The following is a 22932-nucleotide window of genomic DNA, read 5'->3' as shown; positions in this document are numbered from 1 at the left end:
GGGCAATGTTGCAACGTCGGTCATTCAGTCCGCAGGAGCACCTGCCGCTGACCCACTTCCAGCTGCTGAGTGGCATAGGCCAGCATGTCATCCAGTCCCGCCAGCAAGGCGCCTGCTTGTGACTCCACCACGCAGGTCAGTCCCTCCAGAGTCGGGTCGGGCAGACATTGCACAGGCAGAGGCAATTCCCGCAGCGACAGTTGGGCACGCACACCCTCCATCAGGGACGGCGGCAATCTCAGCCGCACCGGCTGTGGTGGAACAACCTGCTCCAAAGCCCGCACGGCCAAGGCTGTGACCACCTGCTCAGGGGCAATTTCTGCAGCCATGCAACGCACCAGCCCTGATGCCAATTTGACCAATGCGTCGCGCAGCTCATCGCGCTGGTCTTGCAGTTGCCGGGATAGATCGTGCAGTGACTGGGATAACTTTTGCGTCGACTCTTCAAGTGCGATCGCCTTGCCTGCTTCATATCCGGCGAGATAGCCACGCTCTTTGGCCTCAAGCTCTGCAGCGGCCACCGTCTGGCTGCTGCTGTCCATCAATTGCCGCAGGGTGGTGAGCAGCGCCAAGGCGTCCTGAAGAGGAGCCACGTCTTGCGGCGGCACCACACGGGATGTCGTGACCACAGACAAGAGAGCGTCGTGGTGCAGCGTGAGTTGGTAGCTCATGGCGTGTCTGTCGTGTAGGTGTGGTCCTGAGGCAGGACAGGCGCCAACCCAGCGGCCGCTGCGGTCGCATGGGCTTGCCGCAGCGCAGTCTGTGCCCACTCGGGGTGAACATCAATGGAATTCACTAACGCTGGCGCATCGGCCCATGACAGATGGCCAGCCAAGGCGTCACGACACGCATGCGGGCAACCCCACACCAGCAACGCCCGCCCCCATGCCACAACATATGCGGCGATGCTCTGCTGCGGCGGCAGCAGGGGTTTGGGGGCGCTGGCCAAAGCCAACGCCGGAATTTGGGTATCTGTGTTGAGGACCGCACTGAGCGCCTGAGGCCCCACAAGCCCAACGATGGGGGCCAACTGCCGCCCATCAATGCAAGATCGCAGCGACAACTTGAGCCAACCCAGGCCAGCCAGGGCACACAGGGCTTCGCGCGAAGCGATCGGCCAGACAACCCACAGCGGGCACTCATGCAATTGCTGCCAACTCCATGGCAGGCCGCGCAACTCCTTTGCCAGCACGGCCCGCGCACGGCGATTGCCAGCCGCCTGCGCGAGGGCGAACGCAGTCCCACCCTTATCAGTCGATGCAGACGAGGGGGCGTGCGCCATAGCGGTTGCGCTCAAATGGTCGATGCTTTCCACTCAGGCTCAGGCCTCACTGGCCATGCTCGTCGGTGCTGCCTCGACCACAGGGGCATTGGCACGCCGCAATGGCGCTACAGCGGCATCCACCATCGATGCCAAGCCCCTCTGCGGCGAAGGCTGCACTGCGGCCTCACGGCGTTGCCACCAAGCGGCGACAACAACGCCCCCGGTAATCAGAAAACCCAGGCCCGTGACGAACAACAGCAAGCTGCCATATTGGGACCAGAGGGCAGATGCCAACGATTGGGGCGCAGCAGGCGGAATGGGTTCTGCGGGAAACAAGGCCACGGTCACGTTGTCATAAGGCAGCCCTTCCATGGCATTGACAACCAACGCCTTGATCTTGCCCGTCTGCTGGCTCAGGTCCACACCAGGCCGATGCTTGATGAACACCGATGCTGTCGAGTGTTGCGGTTTGTCAGACAGCGGATTTTTCTCTGGCACTGACACATGCACTCGGGCTTGCACCACACCGTCGATATTGGAAAGCGTATTCGACAGCTCCTGCGAAAGAGCATGGGTGAAGCGGGCGCGCTCTTCCAGTGCCGAAGACACAAAGCCTTCTTTCTTGAAAACCTGGCCAATGGTGTCAAACGACTCCTTGGGAAAGCCACCTGCCTGCAAAACTTCAACCGCTCGGGAAAAGTCGCTGGAACGGGTACTCACGACAAAGGCTTTGCCGTCACGCGATGCCGCTTTGTCGGCCTGGAGGCCGGCATTGCGCAGCACGGCAACCATTTCGTTGGCCTGCCGCTCACTCAATTGACCATAGAGATCCTGCTGCGAACAAGCGCTCAGGCAAATGAGCAAGACAGGGGCGACGGAACGCCATAGGCGGAAAGTTCTCACACTTGATCCTGCGGGGGAAAGCGGTCTCATTCGAAGGCCTCTGGCCACTCAAGCCTGTTGCCTGAACAATTGCTGCAGACCATCCGATGTACGGTTGGCAATGTTGGCGGTGAGCTGGCTGTGGAACAAGAACTCTTGAGCCCGCACGGTCAGCATGACCATTTCTCCGGGGGTCATATCGTTGCCTGCGGCCATGGCGGCCTGGGCATGCTCCTCCAGCGAGACAGCCTCGGCATTGATGTGCTCCAGCGGCTTGAACAATGCTTGCATTCCCTCGCCCGGCGCAGACACAGGCTGGGCATTGAGGGTGCTGACGCCACCGGCTTGGGCCCGCGCCAAGGCCTCATGAAAGCCGGACATATCGGTGAGCGAAATGCCGTAGCCCGCGTGGACGCCGCCACTGCCGAGCAAGGCGGAAGTGTCAGCACCTGGGGCGCCAAGGCCCATGGACAGGGTGGAGTTCATCAGTTCACCACCACATCACTGCTTGCGCGCCATGGTTTCCAGGGCCGTGCCAACAGACTGCAGCGAGGTGTGCGCGCTGTTGGACATGAATCCCATTTGCTGTGCCAGCATCGTCATGTGGGTGATGTGGGCAGGCTTGTCGTTGCCATCGGCCAGCGCATCGCCAGCGGCTTCAATTTCACTGGCCTTTGCATCCAGTGTCTTGCCCCAGGCATCGGCCATGACTTCGTACCAGCTTGACCCCTTGCCGCTGCGGCTTTGGGTGCCGGTCATGCCGGTGGTGGCCATCATGGCCAGTGGGTTGATGGAATTGCTCATGCGTTGACTCCTTCAAGGAAACGCTGGCGGACATCGCCAGCTTGGAACGTTGAAATGCAGGAAAAATGGCGCTGCAGCACAGACATGCGGCAGGGCGCTAACAACTCAAAAGGCCAGCACGCTGCCAACACCGTCGCGCTCCATCTGGACCTTGTCTGGCAGGATGGAAACAATGCGGTGGCCACTGGGCAACATGGCACCTTCAAAGTAGCGGGTTCCATCCACAGTGACCAAGTAAGCGGGTTCCCCCGGAACAACGGCCGCTACGCGCTTGCCTGGATCATTGATGCCAGAGGCCGCTGGTGGAGGCGCTGGCGGCGCATCATTGGCGGCAACCAGTTGTTTGAGGCCTGGAACGTCGCGCCGGGCCGCAGACTGCACGTGCTCCAGCAGTTTGGAGTCGCTGATGGCGGTTTGCACACGCACGACCCCGGGGCCGGTGGCACGGACTTCAGCAGCGACTCCGTTGAGGCGATACACCTCGGCCACGCTGGCCGCCACCTGTTCATTGACCCAGACAGACAACCTGGCAGGGGAACGGTCGGTCAAGGCTTTTTCCAGTCTTGTGCGCTCTGCCTGGGACTCCAGGTGCCCGGTCACAAAAAGCTGCCCATTGCGCGACTCCACGTTCAGGGCTGTCAGGCCGAGGTGCGAGAGGGTCTGGCGAATGTTCACCGCCTGCTCTTGAGGGCTGAGCGTAGAAGGCCCCATCGCCCAAGCCAGCGTCAAGGTACAAACAGAGACGCCGACCAGAGCGGTTCCAGCCAGCATGAGACGGGACGTCCAGCTGCGCCGTGGCAGTGGTGCCATTTTTTCCCCTGAGGAGGCCGCGGCAGGGGCCGCCTCAGGGGGCTGGACTTCTTCAGCATGGGTGCTCTCGTTTTGCGCCGTCTCCTGCGCCTGGGGCGCAACGTTTCCGTCGAACAGGCCAGCCCATTGGGATGCTCCCATCTTCCCAACGGCCATGCGCACCCCGCCCACCGAAAAGGGGACATACAGCGCCAACCCATCACGCCCTCCGGGCAGCAAAGCGTGGTCGGCCACGGTGCAGTCGCCCTGCTCAGCCTGAAGCACCAGGCCATCTTCAGCCGAGAACGAGAGGACGGCACTGCCCTGCGCCTGTTGCAGTACCACTTCGCTAGACCAATCGCGGCCGATACGCAGCGTCTGACCCGGCTGCATTACCGATGAAGCGCCTCGCTGCTCGCCACTCAATACACGAAGTTCGTACAAAGGTTCTGTGTTCATTCCACGGGACTCCTGGACCCATACTTTCGGACGGTGATCACTGTGATTGCTCACCCCAGCCCTGCTGCAGACCCGTGCTCGGATTGACCGGCTCAACGGGGCGGGCGGGCGAGGATGGCTCTTCCATGGCCGGGACGGGCGGTGCGGCAACGGCACCGCCCGGACGCAGCGGGCCCATCGGAGCACTGGCACTCATCGATCGGCGCGCAGGGATCAGGCGCGGCGAGATCAGGAACAATCGCTCCACGCGTTCATGCTGATCGGTGTTGGAGCGAAACAAGCTACCCGCCAAAGGAATGTCGCCCAGGAAGGGGACCTTTGACACGCCCTCGCTGGTGGACTCTTTGACCATGCCGCCAATCAGCAAACTCTCCCCCGCCACAATCAGGGCTTGGGTGTTGATGGAAGAGCGTTCGACAATCGGGATCGAGTCGACTTGGCTAGCGCCGCTGATGCCACCGTCTTCGATCTGGACGAGCAGCTTGATGCGGACATCAGAGCCGTCCTGGAAGACATGGGGCGTCACACGCAGCGAAGTGCCGGCAGAGACCTTGTACAGATCCACCTGTTCACGACCAGCCACACGCACATAGAAGCTCTTGTTGGTGTCGAACAGAGCTTCGACGTTGGACAGCGTCATGACCTGCGGGCTGGAGACGACACGCGCCACGCCTTTGTTCTGCAGCGCATTGATGCGGGCTGCAAAGTTATTGCGCCCACCCAGCACCAACGACATGAAGCCACCCTGCCCTGCCGGAGTGATGTTTTGCACCGGCGTGGATCCCAGAAGGCTGTTGTCGCTGCTCGTTCCATTGCCAAACAAGAAGGAGTAGCGATCGCCTGTCAATCGCCAGTTGATTCCCAGCTCACGCAGTTTGTCGGTACTCAGATCGATGATGGTGGCCTCGATCTCCAGCGCCTGAGGCTCGATGTCCAGGGACTTAATGAGCTCATCGTAGTAAGGCAAACGCTCAGGCAGATCGCGCACGATCACCGCATTCAGACGGATATCGGCCTCAACTCGGGCCTGATTGGCAGCCGACGAGGCGCCCAGACCTTCGAGCAGGGAGGCATCCACACTAGCGACCTGAACGCCACCAGGGCGGTTACCCCAGGCTTGCTGCACCGTTTCTGCGGTGGCCAGCATGGGATTGGCGCCCGAGGCCCCCAGCGTTCCCTGGCGCGCCAAGCCCTGCCCACGCAGGCCAGGCTCTGAAGCGCCCCGGTACTGGGTTAACGCTGGCGACGGATTGCCTCTCTGCGCGGTCAACAGCGACCGCAAAATGCTGGCCACGCCGGGAATCACAGTCACAGTGCCACCGTACTGCGCACTCACATCCTGCGCCCAAGCGTATTTCAGGTAATACACCTTGAAGCCCACGGGCGCCAGCGTAGTGGACTGGCTTTGCTGGCCCGAGGCCAACTCTCCCACCAGTTCGACAAACCGGCGGTTGCCACTGGCAATCAATCCACCACTCTGACTGACCCGCAGGGTATTGCGTGAGTCCATGACCTGCATGTCTCGGGCAGTGCTGATCACCTGCCGTGCATCGCCCTGGCGCATCGCAAAAGTGCGCGTGGTGACTTCGTTGGGTGTGTAGATGTGCACCACCGAACCATCGTAGTAAGCCATCAAGCCAAAGGATTTTTGGATGTTGGAAAAAACACGCTCGGTAGGCCCTCGAAACACGCCATTGACGGCACCTTTGACGTTGGAGCTGACAGAGACGGGCACATCCATGGTGCCGAAAAAGTCCTGGAGGAATGCGGCGATCGGCTGCTCGCGCACCGTCATGTCAACCTGCCGGTCTTCAAAAGGAATGGGGGTGGCATGCACGGCCCCAGCGCTCAGCGCCAACCCCAAGGCACAACCGGCCACCCACAAGCGCCAGCCCCGTTCAAGCGGTACGGCGGCGCCATGCGCCAAGTGCTTTCGCACTTCTGCACTCTTTTTCACTCCCAGATCAGAACTCATTTTTTTATGTCAATGGAAAGGTAAAACACACAGCCGGCGGATCGCTGGCTACTTCTCTTGTGACGCGGCCTCCAGCATGGGCGCATCGTCTTTTCCGACATGGGCCAGCACGCCCAAATGCAAGGTCGGGATCAACTCGTGGTAGCTGAGGACTGGCGTGTCAAAGCACTCCACCTCAATCAGCTTGCGAACATGTCGCCGGATGTCCACCGCTGTGACGATGGCCGCAGGCTGGTGACGGCCAACGGCCTCTGTGAATTTCTGAATCAGTTGCGTGGTCTGGGCAGGGTCCAACGCCAGCTGCTGCACTCCGCCATTGACACGCACGGCACCGCGCAGCATTTCCTCGATAGACGGATCGATCAGCAAGGCATTCAGCCGTCCAGCAGGCGCATACCGGTAGCACAGCTGGCGCTTGAGACCAATACGCACCAACTCGGTCAATGCAAAGACGTCTTTTTCTCGCTGGGCAGCATCGGAAAGGGTTTCGAGAATGTCCCGCAGATTGCGAATGGCCACCTCTTCCTCCACCAAACGCCGAAGAATCTCTGCGACGCGGGCCAACGGCAAGGCTCGCAAGGTTTCCTTCACCACGTCGGGGAGATCCACACTGGCGCGTGTGAGCAAATGGTTGGTTTCCTGGGTTCCCAGAAAAAGCGATGCATTGCGACGCAGCGCCTCGCGCACGGCCATAGACAGCGCAGCAGGCGCACCCTCGGACACCATGGCGCCCTGGGCGACGGGAACCTCATGCACCATCAGCCGCCACGGAGCCTGCGCACCCAGGTTCTCCAAAGCCAGCGCGCCCTGCTCGCCAGAGGGTGTCCCTGGGCCGTTGGGGCCTTGCACGACATGAACGTCAATGCGGGGCAATCGCAGCCCCAGGTGCAGTTGAAAGTGATCCAACACACCTTCCAGTCCATGCAGAAGCTCGCGGCTGGCTTCTGCCGTGAGGCGGCCAGACGGCAACTCCAGCAGCAGCGGCACGTTAGGGCGTGCGGGAATGGCGTCGGTGGACATCAAATCAGGAGCATCAGCCGCCCGTCGGCGAACCGCCACCACCTTCGGGCCAACCCAGCGATCCCAGCGCTCACGCAAGGCCGGGGTCAGCATCGCCCCCGTGACAAAGAAGGCCATGCCCAGTAAGCCAAACACCACCGCAGGAAACCCAGGCACCGCAGCAAACAGCAAACACAAGCCACCCGCAACCAACAGTACGCGTGGCTTGGCGGTGAGTTGCCGCCCAATGGCGTCGCCCAAATGCTTGTCGTGCTCATCATCGGTCGTGCGCGTCACCAGCAAGCCTGCCGACATGGCACCCAACAGTGCAGGAATCTGCGTCACCATGCCATCACCGATGGCCAAGATGCAGTACTTGACGGCTGCCGCCGACATGGGCATGCCTTGCTGCAACACGCCCACAGCAAGACCACCGAGCAGATTGATGATGATGATGATGATGCCGGCGATGGCATCGCCCTTAACGAACTTCATCGCACCATCCAGGCTGCCGTTGAGCTTGCTTTCGCTTTCCAACTGCCGCCGCCGGCGACGCGCCTCATCTTTGTCAATCAGGCCGGATCGCAGATCCGAATCGATCGACATCTGTTTGCCAGGCATGGCATCGAGAGAGAACCGCGCGGCCACCTCCGCTACGCGCTCAGAGCCTTTGGCAATCACGATGAACTGCACCACCGTGATGATCAGAAAGACCACGAGACCCACAACCAGATTGCCACCAGCCACCATGTTGCCGAAGGTGTCGATGATGTGCCCCGCTTCGCCATGCAGCAAGATCATGCGCGTCGTCGCAATCGACAGCGACAGCCGAAACAAGGTGCTGATGAGGAGCACGCTCGGAAACACCGAGAACTCCAGCGGATTGGCCACATAGATGGCCAGCAGCAGCAGCAACACGCCACCAGAGATGTTGACAGCCACCAGCGTATCCAGCGCCCAGGTAGGCAGGGGCACGATCATCAGCGCGATGATGGCAACAATGCCCGCCACCAAAACGATGTCGGTGTAACGCGCTAAGCCCCCCCCTCGGTGATCGACCCGTGCAGCCGACCTGAAATAGCTCGCAAGGCTCACAGCGAGCCTTTCTCTGAGATCGCTGCAGCCAACCCGACCTGACTGCGACTGACGTTGCGCAACACAGCGTACTCCGCCAGCACCTTGCGCACGTATTCCTGTGTTTCCCGATACGGAGGGATACGGCGTCCGTGCTTTTCAACGGCCCCCTCGCCCGCGTTGTAGGCGGCCAGCACCAGTTCCAGGTCATTGCCGAACCGTTGCTGCAGGGTCTTGAGGTATCTGGCGCTCACCTGCAGATTGGTCTGCGGGTCATGCAATTGGTCTGCCCCCTCTACGCCAAACCTGCGGGCTGTCGGCAGGATCACTTGCATCAGCCCTCGGGCACCAGCGGGTGATACGGCGTCAGGCTGGTGCCGTGACTCAACCCGTGCAATCGAATGCAGCAGCAGCGGGTCGATATCGTGCTCGCGCGCTGCGTGGTCAACCAGTGGCGCAAGGCCTGCAGGCCCATGGGTACGCACTTGCAGGGACTCACTGGCGCGCACCGAAGGCTGCGACTTGGAATCTGGGCGCTGCTGCGCAGCGCGCGCACCAGGCCGCGGCGTGCTCACAATGCCCACATTCAGCAGACGAGACGAAGAGTGTCTGTACACCCCCATCTGCGCTGCCAGCACAGGCCGACCTGCCTTGCCCGAAGCCGCCTGGCACCCCCGTAAACGCACCTGCTCTTCACGCTCAGCAGGGGTGAGCAGTTGGTCCCACCCTGCGGCACATGCCGCTGGCGCCACCAGGACAGCCTCTGCGCCCCCGGCGCAGGCAACGCTGGCGAACGCCGCCCCCAGCAAACCCCAGGGGGCCACCCAGCGTCGGCAAGCCATGCGCAGCGCGGCACTGGAGACGTGATGAAACAAAGGGTGACGCACGGGAGGCATTTCTTTTTGAAATAGGTACAGACACGCAAGTGTTTGCGTACAACTTGTCGAATTTGTGGCAAAACGTGCCGCATCCCGTATCCATTTGTCAGCAACGAAACACAAATGCATTCGCACCACAATGGTGCTGTCGCATTTGTGCTTGCACCTTGTTTCAACATCCCCGTCGTTCCAGTCAGACTCCCCGACACTTCTGGACACCTTCCGGCGAAGGGGCCTCGCAGAACACCATCGCCGAGTCATCGACCCCAAAACGCGCGACGCAAGCATCGCCGCAGGGGGGCATCCCATGGTCTTGGCTGGCGCGCAGGCAGCCCCTCATGTACCGGATTTATCAACCTTCCCATCGACCCTCCAAGAGGACACAACAGCCATGGCAGGTACCGACGACAGTGGCGACAAGACAGAAAAGCCCACCCCCAAGAAGCTGCAGGACGCACGCAAAAAGGGAGAGGTTTCAAAAAGCAAAGACCTCACTGCCACGGCAACCCTGTTAACCGTGCTTTTGCTGGCCACGGTGGCACTTCCGCTCATCGGCCAACAGCTGACTGCACTCATCGACATCAGCCTGAGCGCACTGCGAGAACCCTTTGCCACCGCCATGCCCCGCCTAGTGCAACAGGCGCTGGTCACACTGCTGTCCATCGTTGCGCTGGTCATCGTGCCGGTTGCCGTGGTGGGAGTGCTGGTGGAGTTTCTGCAAGCTGGCCCGGTGTTGACGATGGAGAAAATCAAACCCAAGGCAGAGCACCTGAACCCCGCCAGCGGGCTCAAGCGCATGTTCTCTCTCGACAACCTCGTCGAGCTGCTCAAGTCCATCCTCAAGACGGCCCTGGTTGGCACCATTGCCTGGCTGGCGCTGAAGACCTTGCTACCGGACCTGCCCCTGCTCGCCAACAGCCGACCTGAAACCGTGGGCTCAGCGCTCTGGCACGCCAGCTGGACACTCCTGGCGTGGGCCACCGGTTCGTTCCTGCTGGTGTCCGCGCTGGACCTGGCCTGGCAGCGCTACACCTTCACGAAAAAAATGCGCATGAGCATGCGGGACATCCGCCAGGAAATGAAAGATGCCGAAGGCGACCCCCACCTCAAAGGCCAACGCAAGCAGTTGCAGCAAGAGTGGGCCCAACAAAGCGCCAACAAGGCCGCCGCTGGCGCACACGTGTTGGTCGTCAACCCCACCCACGTGGCGATTGCGATTGACTACCACCGCGATCGCTGCCCCGTGCCCACAGTGACGGCCAAGGCCCGGGACGACGACGCCCTGGCCATGCGCGAGGCGGCACAGGAAGCGGGCGTGCCGGTGCTGCGCAACATCGAACTGGCGAGGCAACTGCTCGCAGACACAGAAACCGGTGACATCGTGCCAGCCGAGCTGTTCGACATCATCGCCACCGTGGTCCTGTGGGCACAGGACGTGCGCCACGAGCTGGAGCTGGCACAAGAACGCGCAAACAACGCGACACCGAATACAGGCCCGCGTGCAGCCAAGCGCCCCGCCCCCGGCGAAGACCTCACCCGCTACGGCCCTGCAACCGCAAACACCGAGAGCCAGACCGCCAAAGGCGCGCGCTGGCGCAAACACCATTTCTCCCGCTACGTCCCTCGACGCTGGCGGCAGCACAACCCATCCTCGTCACAGCCATGACCACAACGCCAAGACACGACGCATCCCCAGCCTCCCCCCAAAACCCAAACAACGGTGCAGGCGATGTGGCAAACGCCACGGTCGCCCCCTCCACACCCACCCAGGCCCTCACGGCGACAACATCGACACCAGACGCAGGCACCCCAATGTCTTCTGGCCCTCTGGCAAGCGTGCTGGGCAGTGCACTGGCGCTGGCGTTTGTGCTCGCCCTGGCATGGCTGTTCTTGAAACTGCTGCACCGGGCCAGTACCTTGCGCTCGGGTCAAGCAACATCCCCGCTGCAAATCGTTCAGCACCTGTCACTGGGTGGACGCGAACGGGTGCTTGTCGTGCGCAGCGGTGACCTGGAGTACCTGCTCGGCGTCACCCCTTCGCAGGTTCAACTGCTGGACAAGCGCCCACACCAGTCGACTAGCGCCAGTCCAACGGACAGCTAACGCTATGCCATTGCCAACCGTGCTCGCTTGTGGTCATTTAGGCCTCTAGCGCTTTCTCATCAGGCGCTGGAAGCTATTCATTTGATAGCAATTGCCTGCCTTGCATTCAGCGCCCCATAGGTGTTCTTCCCAGCTAGGGTGATTCCCAGCTAGGAAGCATCCCAGTTACGCACAGCGCAGAGCATCGGCACACTGCGCCGCCATGCAAGTCACATCGTCCGGCGCCGCCGCAGTGTGGGATACCCCCACCATCGAGCCCATCACCCCAGCGTCTGTGGATGCCTACGACCCAGGCAGCGTAGACACCTTTGACACGGTCCACACCAAACCATTGCTGCTCGACGGCAGCGCGGGCTATGACACTGGCTACAACAAACCTCTCTTGGTGGACGAAGCCCCGGTCTACGAAACCGTATCCACCAAGCCTTTGCTGATCACCGACGACGGCAGTGGTGATGTGGCGTATGGCGTGAACAAACCCCTGCAGATTGACGCTGCCCCGGAATACGTAACAGTCCACACCAAACCCCTGCTGCTGACACCCGCCCAAGCCGCCAGCCCCGACGCAGCCACGGCCGTGGCCGCCCCCAAAGCCAGCGCCATGGAGATTGCGGCGCTGGAGCTCTTGCTGGCCGAGCCCGCCAACCAGGAAATGATTGCCCAGTTTGGCCCGCCATTAGCGCCACTGAACACCGCCACGGACGTGGGCCAAGGCATCCAGGCACGCTTTGGCACAGACCTGGGTGCGCGATTGACGCAGCTGCAGGAAGCGCAAGATGGCGTGCGAAACGAGTTCTTGCGTGCGCTGGACGATGCCAGCCAAAACCCTGGCCCCGATGTGCCTGGAAGCACTTTGGTTCCCGTCAGTGGGCAGGGCGAAAACGTGGTGCCTGAACACTGGACGTTTGATCCTGCTGTGTTTTCGCAGCACTACGTCCAAGGCGAAAGCCTCGCGCAAAAGGCGTTCGCCGACATGCACGGCAAAGACCCGCTGGAGTTTCACCCTGCAAGAGACATCTCGGACTCCCACACGGATCCGAGCTTCTATACGCTCGGATCGTTCCGGTTGACTCAAGAGAGCAAACCCAGCCAAGAACTGTTGCAACAGCATGGTGGTAGCGAGACCAACGATCAAAACAGCGTTCTGGCATATAGCCTGCAAAGGAGCTACACCCAACTCAGTCCGGACATCAACGCCGACCTGATCAACAAAGAGTACCTGTGGTTTGACCCCGTCAACGGATGGAGTACCCATGGCGACAACATCCAGGACAAGCAAAGCTTTCTAGACAAAGCCATGCCAACCCTGTTTGGCGCAGCCCTGTGCTTTATCGGGCTGCCTCCCGTCGGAAACTTCCTGGCGCAGGCCGGGGCAGGCACCTTTGTCCAAGGGGCGGTGATGGGGGCAGTGAGCAGTTCCATTACCCAGTTGGCCTCAACGGGCGAGCTCAACTTTGGCAGCATGCTGCGCTCCGCCCTGACAGGGGGCGTTGCCAGCGGCGTCATGGAGTTTTCGGGCATGAGGGAGATGCTCCAAAGCGCCGACCTGGGCACACGCAGCCTGGCCAACTTTGGCAAGGCAGGCCTGCAAGGGGTGCTGCAAGAAGCCACCGGCGGTAAGTTCAAAGAGGGCTTCATCAACAGCGCACTGGCCAGTGTTGCAGGCGAGGTTGGAGCCCACCTTGACAGTCAGATCCGTGAACTCAAAGACCTCAGCCCCGAGCAATCCAGCGCACTGAAGCTCATGAGCCGCGCCGCCGCCAGTGCATTGCGTGTGGCGGGTAGCAACGACCCTGCTTCAGGGTTTGCGAATGACTTTCTCAGCGGCGTACTGGAAGAGCAATACCAAAAAGCAAGCCAACCCACCCCAGGTGACAAGCCCAACAACGAATGGGTGCAAAGCCTGGGCGCGAGCGACGTGGACCCCACCCAAGCCCAAGGCCTACAGCCCGGGCGCAGCAGCCAAGGCCTGCGGGTCTCGGGCGATGCGCTATCGGACTGGAGTGATGAAATCGACGGTGGCATGAGCCTGACCGGCAGCATGGCCCCCGAGGTGCCCGCCATCAACGAGGCGGTGGTGGGCAAAGGCCAAGGCCCCCTGGCCGCACTGGCTGCCGCCGGGCTCAGTGCCCAGGAACAAAGGGCGGCCTACGGCCAACTGCTGGCCAGTGGCCAAGTGCGGCTGAACGCGCAGGGCGTGCCCGTGGTGCAGCCGGGGCAGGTGCTGCGGTTTGACTTGTCGGATACGAGCGCAGCGCAGTTGGGTGGGAGGGCCATTGCGGCCGAGAGTGGGGGGCGGGCTCAGCGCGAAGCGCAGGCTGCGCAGCAAGCAGCCGCCGCACGCCAAGGCATGAGCCCTGAGCAAGCCGCACAGATATACACCCAGTACGGCGGGCGCTCAGCCAGCTACGCCGGTTTGGAGCCCACCTGGAGCGGACGCATGGTGGACGTGGCTGGTGGCGGAGTGGATGCCCTGGGTAACCCCACAGGCATGCCTGAGCAGGTCTGGGTCAGCGATAAGCCGCCCACACCCTATGCAGAGGGCTTGGGCAACGCAGCACGCACGGTAGGGCATTTGGTGGATGGCGCAGTCCAGTTGGCAGTCAATGGCACCATCACCAGCATGGTGGTGCGCCCGGCCAGTGGCCTTGCAGCGCTGCCCGCGCTGGCCCTGGGTGGCACCGAAGCCTACACCGCCATCCAGCAAGACCTGCAGCAGCAGTGGAGTCCTGAGAGCAATAACCCAGGGGCTGTCGCCATTCGCCAGAGCATGGGGCAGATCCTCGCGCCTGTGGGGCAAACCCTGCAGCAAGTGCGCGATGCCAGCGAAAGAACATTCGGAGACGGATGGACCACCGCAGGCGTCACGGCTGCGCAAGCGGCACTTGAAGTGACCGGATTCTTGGGCGGCGTGGCGGCCATCCCGGCTGGTAGAGCGGCACTGGGTAACCTGGGCAGCGACATCCGGGTGGGATTCAATGCACTGGCCGATGCGATGCCGGTGGGGTCGGGGGACGCTGCGCGTGGGGGCCTGGTGTCTCAAGTGGGGGCTGTGGGGGATTTGGAGGGGGTGATCGGTGTTTCGCCGACTCGGGCAAATACTGCAGCGCACAGCGATTCACTCACACGCGCTGCGCCGCATGACCCTGCTCTCGGAGCAAATGGGGGAATGGTAAATCTTGCGGAGACGCAAGCCACGCTGGCAACGCAAATTGCTGACTTGCGCGCCACGTTGCCATCAGGGCCGAAGTCTGGTGGAAATATGGGTGTTGCACAGATTGACATCCCTGGCATTCAGCCAACGATGGCCGCGTCTAGCAAACTGGACGCACCAACTGTCGCACAGGCTTCCAATGGGTTCGTTGGACTAGTTCCAGAAACATTCCCGAGTACAGTTGTACCGACGGGAGGCACATCGCCGGTTCAATTACTCCGCAGTGTGGACTCTGAGGCGAAAATTCTGAACAACGTTGCCGCGCAATTGGGTGACAACACTGCAGCGACAGGAACGATTAATTTGCTGACGGAGCGCGCTCCCTGTGCAAGTTGCTTAAACGTGATTGAGCTGTTCAGAGCCAAGTACCCAAACATTACGGTTAACGTCTTTGATAACAACGGAAAGATAATTCCACCCACCAAAAAGGGGCCGTGAAATGGCTGCATACCAAAGTGAAGAACGGGTGACGTATCAGACGCTCAAGGAATGGGCATTGAACAGCTATTTTGATTTTTGTAGAGATCGCGGCATCACCATGGGCATGTCGCATCTTGAAGTGATTGGATACATTGATTACGACTTCGAAGACGGGTTTGAACGCTCAATTGAAGATTTGATGTGGCGAGTTGTGCTCTTGGTTTTATCTGGCGGATGGCACCCGGAATGGGACGCTCCGCAAAGGCAATTTATTGTTGATCGTATTGCCGAGCATGGATTAGATAGTCTGTTGGTTGATGTCCCTACGGAGGAGGCGGAGACATTCCAGCACGATCTCAAAATCCTCAAGCTGATCTGACGCAGAACCCAAAGCTAGGCGCTGCGCGCAGAGCATCGATATCAGTCCGTGCCGGGCATCAAACCCGCCCCGCCCTCGAATCTGCGGGGGTCAGGTCTTGCCTTTTGCCTCCACCTGAAGGCGCAACTCCAACCCGATTTGATGCGCATTCGGGATGTGAGAATCGCTCGCACCAATAGCTACTCCCGCCCGCCTGTGGCTACAACGGCGGTATAGGCACATTGCGATGGATATCCAACTGACTGGTTTCCCTACTGCCTTTGCTATTGATTTCAGTGATATCTCACGCCCGGGTGAGGCCACTTACGGCCGCTACGCGCTATGGCTAGGTGGTTACCCCTTGCGCGATGCGGATACCCCCGTGTGCTTGGACACCGTTTTGGCTTGTCTGCAGGGCGTCGCCAGTGCAAAGGCATCGCCGGCTTTGGCAATGGATGCCTTGTCTTCTCCCATGCAAATGCTGCGATGGATGCAAGAGCAGGAGGAAATTCACAAGCACTTCTTTTTGAACATCGAAGGTTTCGATGACTTCTTGAAGCTGTTCTCCAAAGACGCGGAAAGCACTTACCTCCACTGGGCGCTTCACCCCCAGGTGGCCCATCTTTCCATCTATGACGACTACCCCAAGGGCGTGCAGCAGCTGATCATCGGAAATATGGAGCTTCAGCGCGCTGTTGATCAATTTGCCAAAGAGCTTGAGGTGGCCAAAGCTCAGACCATGCCGCTGACCTCATGAGCGCCATACGCCAAGCCGCGAACACGCTATGGGTGACGGCCTGATGTCAACGGCGCGCGGAGCATAGGGCGCAGCAATTGCAAAAGCACCAAACCGATCGGCTGCGCACGCCATGACGGCATCGCAGTGATGCTTACTTGGCGCCGCCGCCCTAACCGCCCGTCGGCCCCTGGTGAAACACCAGCTCCTGCACTGGCTGCCCGCCCACCAGGTGCTCGGTGATGATGCGGTCCATGTTGGTGGGGGTGACGTTGTAGTACCAGGTGCCATCGGGTTGCACGCACATCACCGGGCCGCCTTTGCAGGCGGCAAAGCAGCTGACGCGACTGCGTTTGACGCGCAAGTCGCCGTCGTTCAAACCTGCTGCCTTGAATTTGGCGCCCAGGCTGTCAAACAGGTCTTGCGCCTCACCGTTTTGGGTGCAACGCGGACCGGTGCAGATGAGCAGGTGGCGGCGGTAGTCACCGATCTTGGGGCGCACGACCTCTGAGGTCGTTGTATCTGCGGCTACAGCCGCGTTCGTGCTGTCGGTGCTCATGCTTCGGCCTCCTCGGGGGCATCCTGCGCTGCGGCTTCCAGCGGGTTTTCGAGGGTGTCGCGGATGTACTCCACCGGCAGGCGGTGGCGCTGGGCCAGGGCCTCGATGGTGTCGCCCGCAGCGTGGTCGGCAAACAAATTTTCGAGCCAGCCGTTGAGTCCGGTGGAGAGCGACCGGCCCGGGCGCTCTCCCTCGCGCGTGGTGCCGCCTGCTTGCACGTCGTATTTGTTGGCATAGCCGCGCGGCGTGACCATGAGGCCGTTTTGCACCACGGTGTTGCTGTTGCCGATGAGCACGGTGCTGAGCATGCCGATGTCGGCATCGCTCATGTGCGCCAGCGTGGTGAACTCAATGCGCTCACGGCGGCGGTAGGCGCTCTTGACGATGGCTACGGGCGTGTCCGGGCTGCGGTGGCGCAGGAACAGGCGCTGCGCCTCTACGATCTGGCGCGTGCGGCGGCCGCTCTTGGGGTTGTAGAGGGCCACCACAAAGTCGGAGTACGCCACGGCATCCAGCCGACGCGCAATGGTGGGCCAGGGTGTGAGCAAGTCCGACAGCGAGATGGCACAAAAGTCGTGCGTGAGCGGCGCACCCACGCGGGCCGCGCAGCTGTTGAGGGCCGAGGCGCCGGGCACCACTTCGACCACGATGCCACCGGGCTCGGGCGTGCCGTTTTCATCGACGGCGGGCGGCGTCCACCCGGCCTGGAACAGCACCTCGAACGTGGGGCCGGCCATGCCGTACACGCCTGCGTCGCCCGAAGAGATGAGCGCCACTTTCTTGCCTTCGCGGGCGCGGGCCAACGCTTCGATGGCGCGGTCCAGCTCCTCGGTCATGGACTTGCGAATGATCTCCTTGCCTTCGATGAGATCAGCCACCAGCTTGATGTAGGTGACGTAGCCGATGATGGTGTCGGCCTCGGCAATGGCAGCGCGCGCGCGTGCCGTCATGTGCTCGGTGCTGCCGGGGCCGATGCCCACGAGCATGATTTTTCCTGCGGTCATGGGATCAGCCCTTTGCAGATCAAGCAGCCGACGCGGCGGGTGCTGCACGGCGCAGCAGACCTTCGTCGATGCAGGCCGTCAGCCAACGGTTGCCTTGCATGCGGCCTGCCAAGGCCACCAGGCCGATGGTCAGCAGCGGCTCAATGGCGACCAGGCTGGCGTACGAGGCAGCAAACAGCGCCCAGTCGGCCACGGGGGCTGCGTCGTTGCTGATGGACAGCCAAAAGCCCACCATCAGCGTCACGCCAGCGTAGTACACGGCGTCGAGCTTGAGCACGTTGGCCACGTTGATGCCTTGCATCTTCTTGCCCAAGGTGTGGTGCACGGTGAGCAATGGCACGGCCAGGCTCAGGAAGTTGACGGCCAGGTGGGCCATGTCTTGCGGCTCGAACACCACGGCTTGCACCAGCAGACCCAGGCCAAAGCCGAACAGCGTGGGAATGAAGCCAAACAGCAGGTAGATGGGCATGGCGCCCACCAGGTGCAGCTCTGACGGGCCCACAGGCAGATGCCAGGCCTGCATCAACACGCTGAAGAAAAACGAGGCCAGCGCCGTGCGCAGCCAAGCGGTGGGGCTTTTGAGCAGGCCCATGGCGTGGGCGCCCAAAAGGGCCGTGGCCGCTACGCCTGCGTAGGCCAGTTTTTCGGGGGAGATGATGCCGATTTCGATGTGCATGGGAGGTTTCCTTTCAAGAAACGTACGGGGTGAAAATGGGGTGGAGGGTGTTGGAGACGGCATCAACCCAACAGAAGCCGTTCACGCGGGGCCTGCCGAAGCGCCGCGCGAGGCTTCGACAAGCTCAGCCTGAACGGGGGGTGGGCCTGCAGTGGTCGGGCCCGGCGATGCAAAGGACGTTTGGCACACCATGCGGGCGATGGACACGGTGGCGTTCTTGCCATCGGGCCCACGCAGCTTGTGCTTTTCGACCACCAGGGCGCGCAGATCAGCCTGCGCGGCCAGCAGAGCGGCGGCTTCGCTCACCGAGGGTGTGCCCATGTAGCGCTGCACGGTGGCCGACGGGTTGGGCACCGGCACGGCCGCCAGTTGGGTGGCCGTGAACCACCGCAGCGGCCAACCATGTTGCTGCGCCAGTTGCAGGAAGGCAGCCTCGTCGGTCTTGGCCTCGATGCTGGCAAGCACCACCACATCGGCCAACGTGCCACCCGCCAGCGCCAGGGCTTGCTGCAGGCACTGCTGCACGGTGGCCAGGGGCGTGCCCCGGTCACAGCCCAGGCCAATGGCCAGGGGCTGCGCAGCTTGGATGGGCGTGGTGCAGGCCATCGCGGGCATGGCTCAGGCGGTGGTGACGTCAGCGGTCTGCCCGGCTGGCGGGCGGTACACCACCAGGCGTTCGGCCCAGTCGGCCCACAGGCTGTCTGGCACCTCCGCATCGGTCACCCACAGCACGGCCTTGTGGTGGTCGGGCCGCACTTGCGCAAAGGCGTTGAGGCATTCCACATTGGCGGGCAGCGGCGTGGGGCGTGTCCACCAGCGGGTGCTGCCAGCCTCTTGCACCAAAGCAATGGGCTCGCCGTTGACCACATGGGCCGAGACGCGGGTGATGTTGATCTTGGGGGCCTGCACGCGCCAGCCCAGGTGGCGGCCCAGGATGTCCACAGGGATGGTCTTGCCCACGTCCGATGCAGTGGTCAGCACGGGCGTAGCGCCCAGCAGGTCGGCAATGCGCTCGCTCATGGCGTTGGCGCCGCCCACATGGCCCGAGAGGACCGGGATGACGAACTGGCCAGCATCGTCTACCACCGTGATGCCGGGATCTTCGTCCTTGGACTTCAGCACAGGTGCAATCAACCGCACCACCGCACCCAGAGAGACAAAGAACACGAGCTGATCGTAGGCCGCAAACAGCGGAGCCATCTCATCGCGCAGAGCACCGTCGTAAGCGCGCACGGGGTTGGCCAGGCCTTCGAACGCCTGGGCAAACTTGGCGGCGGTGCACACATGGGCATCTGGCAAATCACGCGCCAGCTGGGCCGCCTGGGCCGCGCCGTGGCGGGTGATGGCGACGATGCAGACGCGTGTCTCTTGCTCAGGGTTCACGGGAGCAGAGAGCACCACGGCGGGTGATTCAGAGGAGGCGGTCATTCAGCGGTTTCCAATTCGGCAGAGAGGCCGTTGCCATCCAATGCGGGTAACGGCACGGGCGATGTCTTTTTGAGGCAACCCTTGATGCGCTCGCCCCGGATGCGGTGCGGGTTCTTCACCACCATGAGCGAGAGGTAGCTGACCTTGGTGCCACGCAGAGCGGGCAGGTCCACGCCGTTCACGCTGCGCTCGTCGGGCGCGCCCACGCGCTCGATGAACTGGGTGTGGGGCAGCAAGTCGCGCTGGGTGAGCCAGTCGATCAGGTCGTCCATCAGTGGCTTGACCTTCATGAGCACCAGGGTGTCGAAGTCGGTGAGCAAACGGTCCACCGCGCTCACGCCGTAGGCGGCTGGCACGATGGCGATGGTGTCGTCCTGCTCTGCCAGAGGCATGCCGCGCGCGGCGCAGGCGGCCGCGAAGGCGTTCACACCGGCAATCACGGGCACATCGATGCGCGCATCCAGCGCCTGCACGGTGCGGGCCAGGTGCCCAAAGGTGGCGTAGGTGCTGGCATCGCCTTCCACCAAAAACAGCACGTCCTGCCCGGCCAGCAGCCAGGGCAACACTGTCTCTGCGGCGCGCATCCAGGCGCGGGCGAGCTTGTCGCCGTCATGCGTCATGGGGAACAACAACATTTGGTGCTGGGCGGGCCGCGTGAGCCCGGCGCGCTGCACGATGTCGAATGCGTAGCTGGGTGTTTTGGTGCTGCGGGCGGGGTAGGTCCACACGGCATCGGTGCGCTGCAGCTGTGCCCACGCTGCGCGGGTGATGAGGCCAGGGTCGCCAGGGCCAAGGGAGACGCCAATGAGGCGGCCCAGTGCAGGAGTAGTCTGAAGCGTGGTCTCGCTCATGCGCCCTCCCCTTGCTCGACGGGCACCGCGACGCCCTCGCCACGCTGCGCGCAAACGATCCACACCGGGTTCTCTGCCGCCATGCGGTGCATGTGCAGGATGGGCTTGCTGCGGGCGGCTTGCAGTTGCAGCACATCCCACACCGCACCCTGAGCCTGCAAGGCGTGCGTGGCGCTGGCCAGGTTTTCGAGCGTGACGAAGTTCATCACCAGCCAGCCCCCCGCACGCAGGCGGCGCAGGCACAGGCCAATCAGCTCCTGCAGCTCACCGCCCGATCCGCCAATGAACACGGCATCCGGGTCGGGCCAGGCGTCCAGCCCCTCAGGGGCTTTGCCGTGCAGCAGGGTGTGGTTGCTCACGCCAAAGGCACGGGCGTTCTGGCCTGCAATGGCGTGGTCGGCCTCGTTCTTCTCGATGGCCCATACATGGCCTTGGGGGCACAGGCGGGCGGCTTCGAGTCCCACCGAGCCGCTGCCAGCGCCAATGTCCCACACCCGGCTGTCAGCGTGCAGCTGCATGCGGGCCAGCGACACGGCACGTACCTCTTGCTTGGTGATGAGGCCCTTGTCGGGTTGGCGCTGGTGGTAGGCGCTGTCGGCCAGGCCCATGCGCACAGGCTGCGGGCGCACTTGGCTGCGCACCAGCACCACCACGTTGGGGTCGGCATAGGCTTGCTGGGCTGCATCGTGGGGTGATAGCTCGGCCACCACACGCTCGTCGGGTGTGCACAGGCGCTCAGCCACGGCCATCTGAAAGTCGTCGCCCAGGCCCTCGGCCACGATCAGGCGCGCTATGCGATCGGGCGTGTTGTCGGGGCTGGTGAGCACCAGCAAGCGGTCGTGCTGGCGCAGGCTTTGCGCCAGGGCATACAGGCCGTGGCCGGGCTCCGCCCCCACTCGCCATTCGCCAGCATCCTTGCTGTGCACGGACACGATGCGCGCGTCCTGCCAGGCCAGGCCCAGGCGGGCGCAGGCGAGTTGCACGGTCGAGAGGTTGGGCAGCACCTCCACCGCCTCGATGCACAGGCGCGAGGCGAGGTAGCTGGCAATGCCGTGGCACAGCGGGTCGCCCGTGGCCAGCACCACGCTGGTCTGGCCTGCGTCGCGCGCGGCAGCTATCCAGCCGGGCACGGCGCTGAGCTGGCCCGTCAGATCGCGGCGCTGGGCATGGGGGGCGATGTCGTCGTCCAGCAGCGCCAGCGTGCGGGCACCGCCAATGACCCAATCGGCCCGGCGCAGCAGGGCCAGGGCTGTGGGGCTGAGGCTGGCGGCGCCATCGTCGAGCACGCCGATCACTCGGCAAGGTTGGGGGTCGGTCATGTGGGTTGTGAAATGGAAGAATCGGCTTCGGCCACCTTCAGGCCATCGAAGTCACACACCAGCACCTGCAGGCGGAACTTGCCACCGTAGCGGTCAGGGGCCATGAGCGTGTGCACCACGGCCCGGGCCAGCGCTTCATGAAAGGCTGTGGCCAAGCCCAGGGCCTGCATGCGCTCGGCGGCAAAACGGGCGGTTTCAGCAGCAGCAATCTCGGCGCACACCTCGGGCGGGGCACCAATGCCTGCAGCCAGTTGCGCGAGCAGCTCGGTGTCCACCTCGGCGCGGTTGGCGTGGGTGATGGTTTCGCCCTGGGCGATTTTGGTGAGCTTGCCCACCATGCCGCCAATGACGACTTCGGCGAGGCCTTGGGCCACGGCTTCATCAAGCGCATAGCGCAAAAAGTCGCCCATTTGGACAAAGCAGGCAGGGGGCAGACCAGCGCGCTCCTTCATCGCAAACTGCTCGGTGCGCCCGCCTGTGGTGAGCACCACCACACCGTGGCCCAGCGTGGCCGCCACCTGCACGCCCTGCACCACGCTGGCGCGGTAGGCGGAGGTGGAATACGGCTTGACGATGCCGGTGGTGCCGAGGATGGAGATGCCACCCAGAATCCCCAGGCGCGCATTGAGTGTCTTCTTGGCCATGTCCACGCCTTGCGGCACGGAGATGGTGACCTCCAGCCCCGCATGGGCCAGCAACGTTGCACCTGCGGCGCGCACGTTGTCTTCGATGTTGCGGCGGGGCACGGGGTTGATGGCGGGGCCGCCCACTTCCAGCCCCAGCCCGGCCATGGTGACGGTGCCCACACCAAAGCCCCCGCACAGACGCACCACACCCGCCTCGCCGGGCAGCACACGCACATCAGCGGTGAGGTGGGCCTTGTCGGTGCAGTCGGGGTCGTCGCCCGCATCCTTGATGACCATGGCATGGGCGGTGGAACTGAGGGTGCTCGCATCGCAACGCCCATCGTTCACCGCAAAACGCACCGTGTCGCCGTTGGGCAGCAGGCAGTCCACCGCATCGGGCACCGTGCCATGCACCAAGCCTTGCACGGCGGCAGCGGCGGCGGCGGCAGAGCAGGCCCCAGTGGTGAACCCGGTGCGGGTGCCACGGCGAACGGTTTTTTCCATCATGGCGGTG

22 protein-coding genes are annotated in these 22932 nt (G+C 62.7%); 5 read left to right on the top strand and 17 right to left on the bottom strand.

Features of this window, described 5'->3' with window-relative positions:
* Positions 1–20: 20 nt before the first annotated feature.
* The 9 genes from CLU86_RS18125 to CLU86_RS18085 all read right to left on the bottom strand — a co-directional run bounded on the left by CLU86_RS18125 (position 21) and on the right by CLU86_RS18085 (position 9133).
* Positions 21–671, bottom strand: coding sequence for a FliH/SctL family protein (locus tag CLU86_RS18125; RefSeq protein ID WP_099742600.1), 651 nt, complete (start codon positions 669–671; stop codon positions 21–23).
* Positions 668–1315 carry a hypothetical protein gene (locus tag CLU86_RS18120; RefSeq protein ID WP_143226734.1) on the bottom strand — a complete coding sequence of 216 codons (648 nt, stop codon included), beginning with the start codon at positions 1313–1315 and terminating at the stop codon, positions 668–670. The genes CLU86_RS18125 and CLU86_RS18120 overlap by 4 nt, the downstream gene beginning before the upstream one ends.
* A gap of 6 nt (positions 1316–1321) precedes the next feature.
* On the bottom strand, positions 1322–2215 hold the full coding sequence (sctJ, locus tag CLU86_RS18115; protein ID WP_233195095.1) for a type III secretion system inner membrane ring lipoprotein SctJ: 894 nt from the start codon (positions 2213–2215) through the stop codon (positions 1322–1324).
* Complete coding sequence (locus tag CLU86_RS18110; protein ID WP_233195091.1) at positions 2216–2632, bottom strand: hypothetical protein; 417 nt, start codon at positions 2630–2632, stop codon at positions 2216–2218.
* Between the two features lie 15 nt (positions 2633–2647).
* Positions 2648–2950, bottom strand: coding sequence for a hypothetical protein (locus CLU86_RS18105; RefSeq protein ID WP_099657321.1), 303 nt, complete (start codon positions 2948–2950; stop codon positions 2648–2650).
* Between the two features lie 105 nt (positions 2951–3055).
* Positions 3056–4198, bottom strand: a complete 1143-nt coding sequence (locus CLU86_RS18100; RefSeq protein ID WP_143226733.1) for a hypothetical protein — start codon at positions 4196–4198, stop codon at positions 3056–3058.
* Between the two features lie 37 nt (positions 4199–4235).
* Positions 4236–6173, bottom strand: a complete 1938-nt coding sequence (gene sctC / locus CLU86_RS18095; protein WP_099742596.1) for a type III secretion system outer membrane ring subunit SctC — start codon at positions 6171–6173, stop codon at positions 4236–4238.
* 48 nt (positions 6174–6221) lie between these two features.
* Positions 6222–8183, bottom strand: coding sequence for an FHIPEP family type III secretion protein (locus CLU86_RS18090; protein WP_233195089.1), 1962 nt, complete (start codon positions 8181–8183; stop codon positions 6222–6224).
* A gap of 80 nt (positions 8184–8263) precedes the next feature.
* Positions 8264–9133, bottom strand: coding sequence for a lytic transglycosylase domain-containing protein (locus CLU86_RS18085; protein ID WP_233195087.1), 870 nt, complete (start codon positions 9131–9133; stop codon positions 8264–8266).
* A gap of 382 nt (positions 9134–9515) precedes the next feature.
* On the opposite strand from CLU86_RS18085, the gene sctU reads away from it, so the two are divergent.
* The 5 genes from sctU to CLU86_RS22685 all read left to right on the top strand — a co-directional run bounded on the left by sctU (position 9516) and on the right by CLU86_RS22685 (position 15976).
* On the top strand, positions 9516–10790 hold the full coding sequence (gene sctU, locus CLU86_RS18080; protein WP_099742594.1) for a type III secretion system export apparatus subunit SctU: 1275 nt from the start codon (positions 9516–9518) through the stop codon (positions 10788–10790).
* Between the two features lie 146 nt (positions 10791–10936).
* Complete coding sequence (gene fliO / locus CLU86_RS18075; protein WP_158236345.1) at positions 10937–11227, top strand: flagellar biosynthetic protein FliO; 291 nt, start codon at positions 10937–10939, stop codon at positions 11225–11227.
* Positions 11228–11429: 202 nt separating this feature from the next.
* Complete coding sequence (locus tag CLU86_RS18070) at positions 11430–14879, top strand: deaminase domain-containing protein (protein WP_099742592.1); 3450 nt, start codon at positions 11430–11432, stop codon at positions 14877–14879.
* 1 nt (position 14880) lies between these two features.
* A complete protein-coding gene (locus CLU86_RS18065) occupies positions 14881–15240 on the top strand; it encodes a hypothetical protein (protein WP_233195085.1) in 360 nt (119 codons plus the stop codon).
* A gap of 226 nt (positions 15241–15466) precedes the next feature.
* A complete protein-coding gene (locus CLU86_RS22685) occupies positions 15467–15976 on the top strand; it encodes a hypothetical protein (RefSeq protein ID WP_143226732.1) in 510 nt (169 codons plus the stop codon).
* A gap of 151 nt (positions 15977–16127) precedes the next feature.
* Here CLU86_RS22685 and CLU86_RS18055 read toward each other — a convergent pair whose 3' ends face one another.
* The 8 genes from CLU86_RS18055 to CLU86_RS18020 all read right to left on the bottom strand — a co-directional run bounded on the left by CLU86_RS18055 (position 16128) and on the right by CLU86_RS18020 (position 22925).
* Complete coding sequence (locus tag CLU86_RS18055) at positions 16128–16514, bottom strand: ferredoxin (RefSeq protein WP_099742590.1); 387 nt, start codon at positions 16512–16514, stop codon at positions 16128–16130.
* A complete protein-coding gene (gene cobJ, locus CLU86_RS18050; protein ID WP_099742589.1) occupies positions 16511–17518 on the bottom strand; it encodes a precorrin-3B C(17)-methyltransferase in 1008 nt (335 codons plus the stop codon). The genes CLU86_RS18055 and cobJ overlap by 4 nt, the downstream gene beginning before the upstream one ends.
* Before the next feature lie 19 nt (positions 17519–17537).
* Positions 17538–18194, bottom strand: a complete 657-nt coding sequence (locus CLU86_RS18045; RefSeq protein ID WP_099742588.1) for an energy-coupling factor ABC transporter permease — start codon at positions 18192–18194, stop codon at positions 17538–17540.
* Positions 18195–18275: 81 nt separating this feature from the next.
* Positions 18276–18809 (bottom strand): cobalamin biosynthesis protein, encoded by a 534-nt coding sequence (locus CLU86_RS18040; protein ID WP_369803835.1) that lies wholly within the window; start codon positions 18807–18809, stop codon positions 18276–18278.
* A gap of 3 nt (positions 18810–18812) precedes the next feature.
* Positions 18813–19622, bottom strand: coding sequence for a cobalamin biosynthesis central domain-containing protein (locus CLU86_RS18035; RefSeq protein WP_099742586.1), 810 nt, complete (start codon positions 19620–19622; stop codon positions 18813–18815).
* Entirely contained in the window at positions 19619–20473 is an 855-nt protein-coding gene (gene cobI, locus CLU86_RS18030) for a precorrin-2 C(20)-methyltransferase (protein WP_099742585.1), read from the bottom strand. Before cobI ends, CLU86_RS18035 begins: the two co-directional genes overlap by 4 nt.
* Positions 20470–21792, bottom strand: a complete 1323-nt coding sequence (cbiE, locus tag CLU86_RS18025) for a precorrin-6y C5,15-methyltransferase (decarboxylating) subunit CbiE (RefSeq protein ID WP_099742584.1) — start codon at positions 21790–21792, stop codon at positions 20470–20472. Before cbiE ends, cobI begins: the two co-directional genes overlap by 4 nt.
* The gene (locus tag CLU86_RS18020) at positions 21789–22925 is read right to left on the bottom strand and encodes a cobalt-precorrin-5B (C(1))-methyltransferase (protein ID WP_099742583.1); all 1137 of its coding nucleotides are present in this window, start codon (positions 22923–22925) and stop codon (positions 21789–21791) included. The genes cbiE and CLU86_RS18020 overlap by 4 nt, the downstream gene beginning before the upstream one ends.
* Between the last annotated feature and the right edge of the window lie 7 nt (positions 22926–22932).

Source organism: Acidovorax sp. 62 (assembly GCF_002754495.1).
Classification (GTDB): Bacteria; Pseudomonadota; Gammaproteobacteria; order Burkholderiales; family Burkholderiaceae_C; genus Acidovorax.
This window is presented reverse-complemented; position numbering and strand designations above follow the sequence as displayed.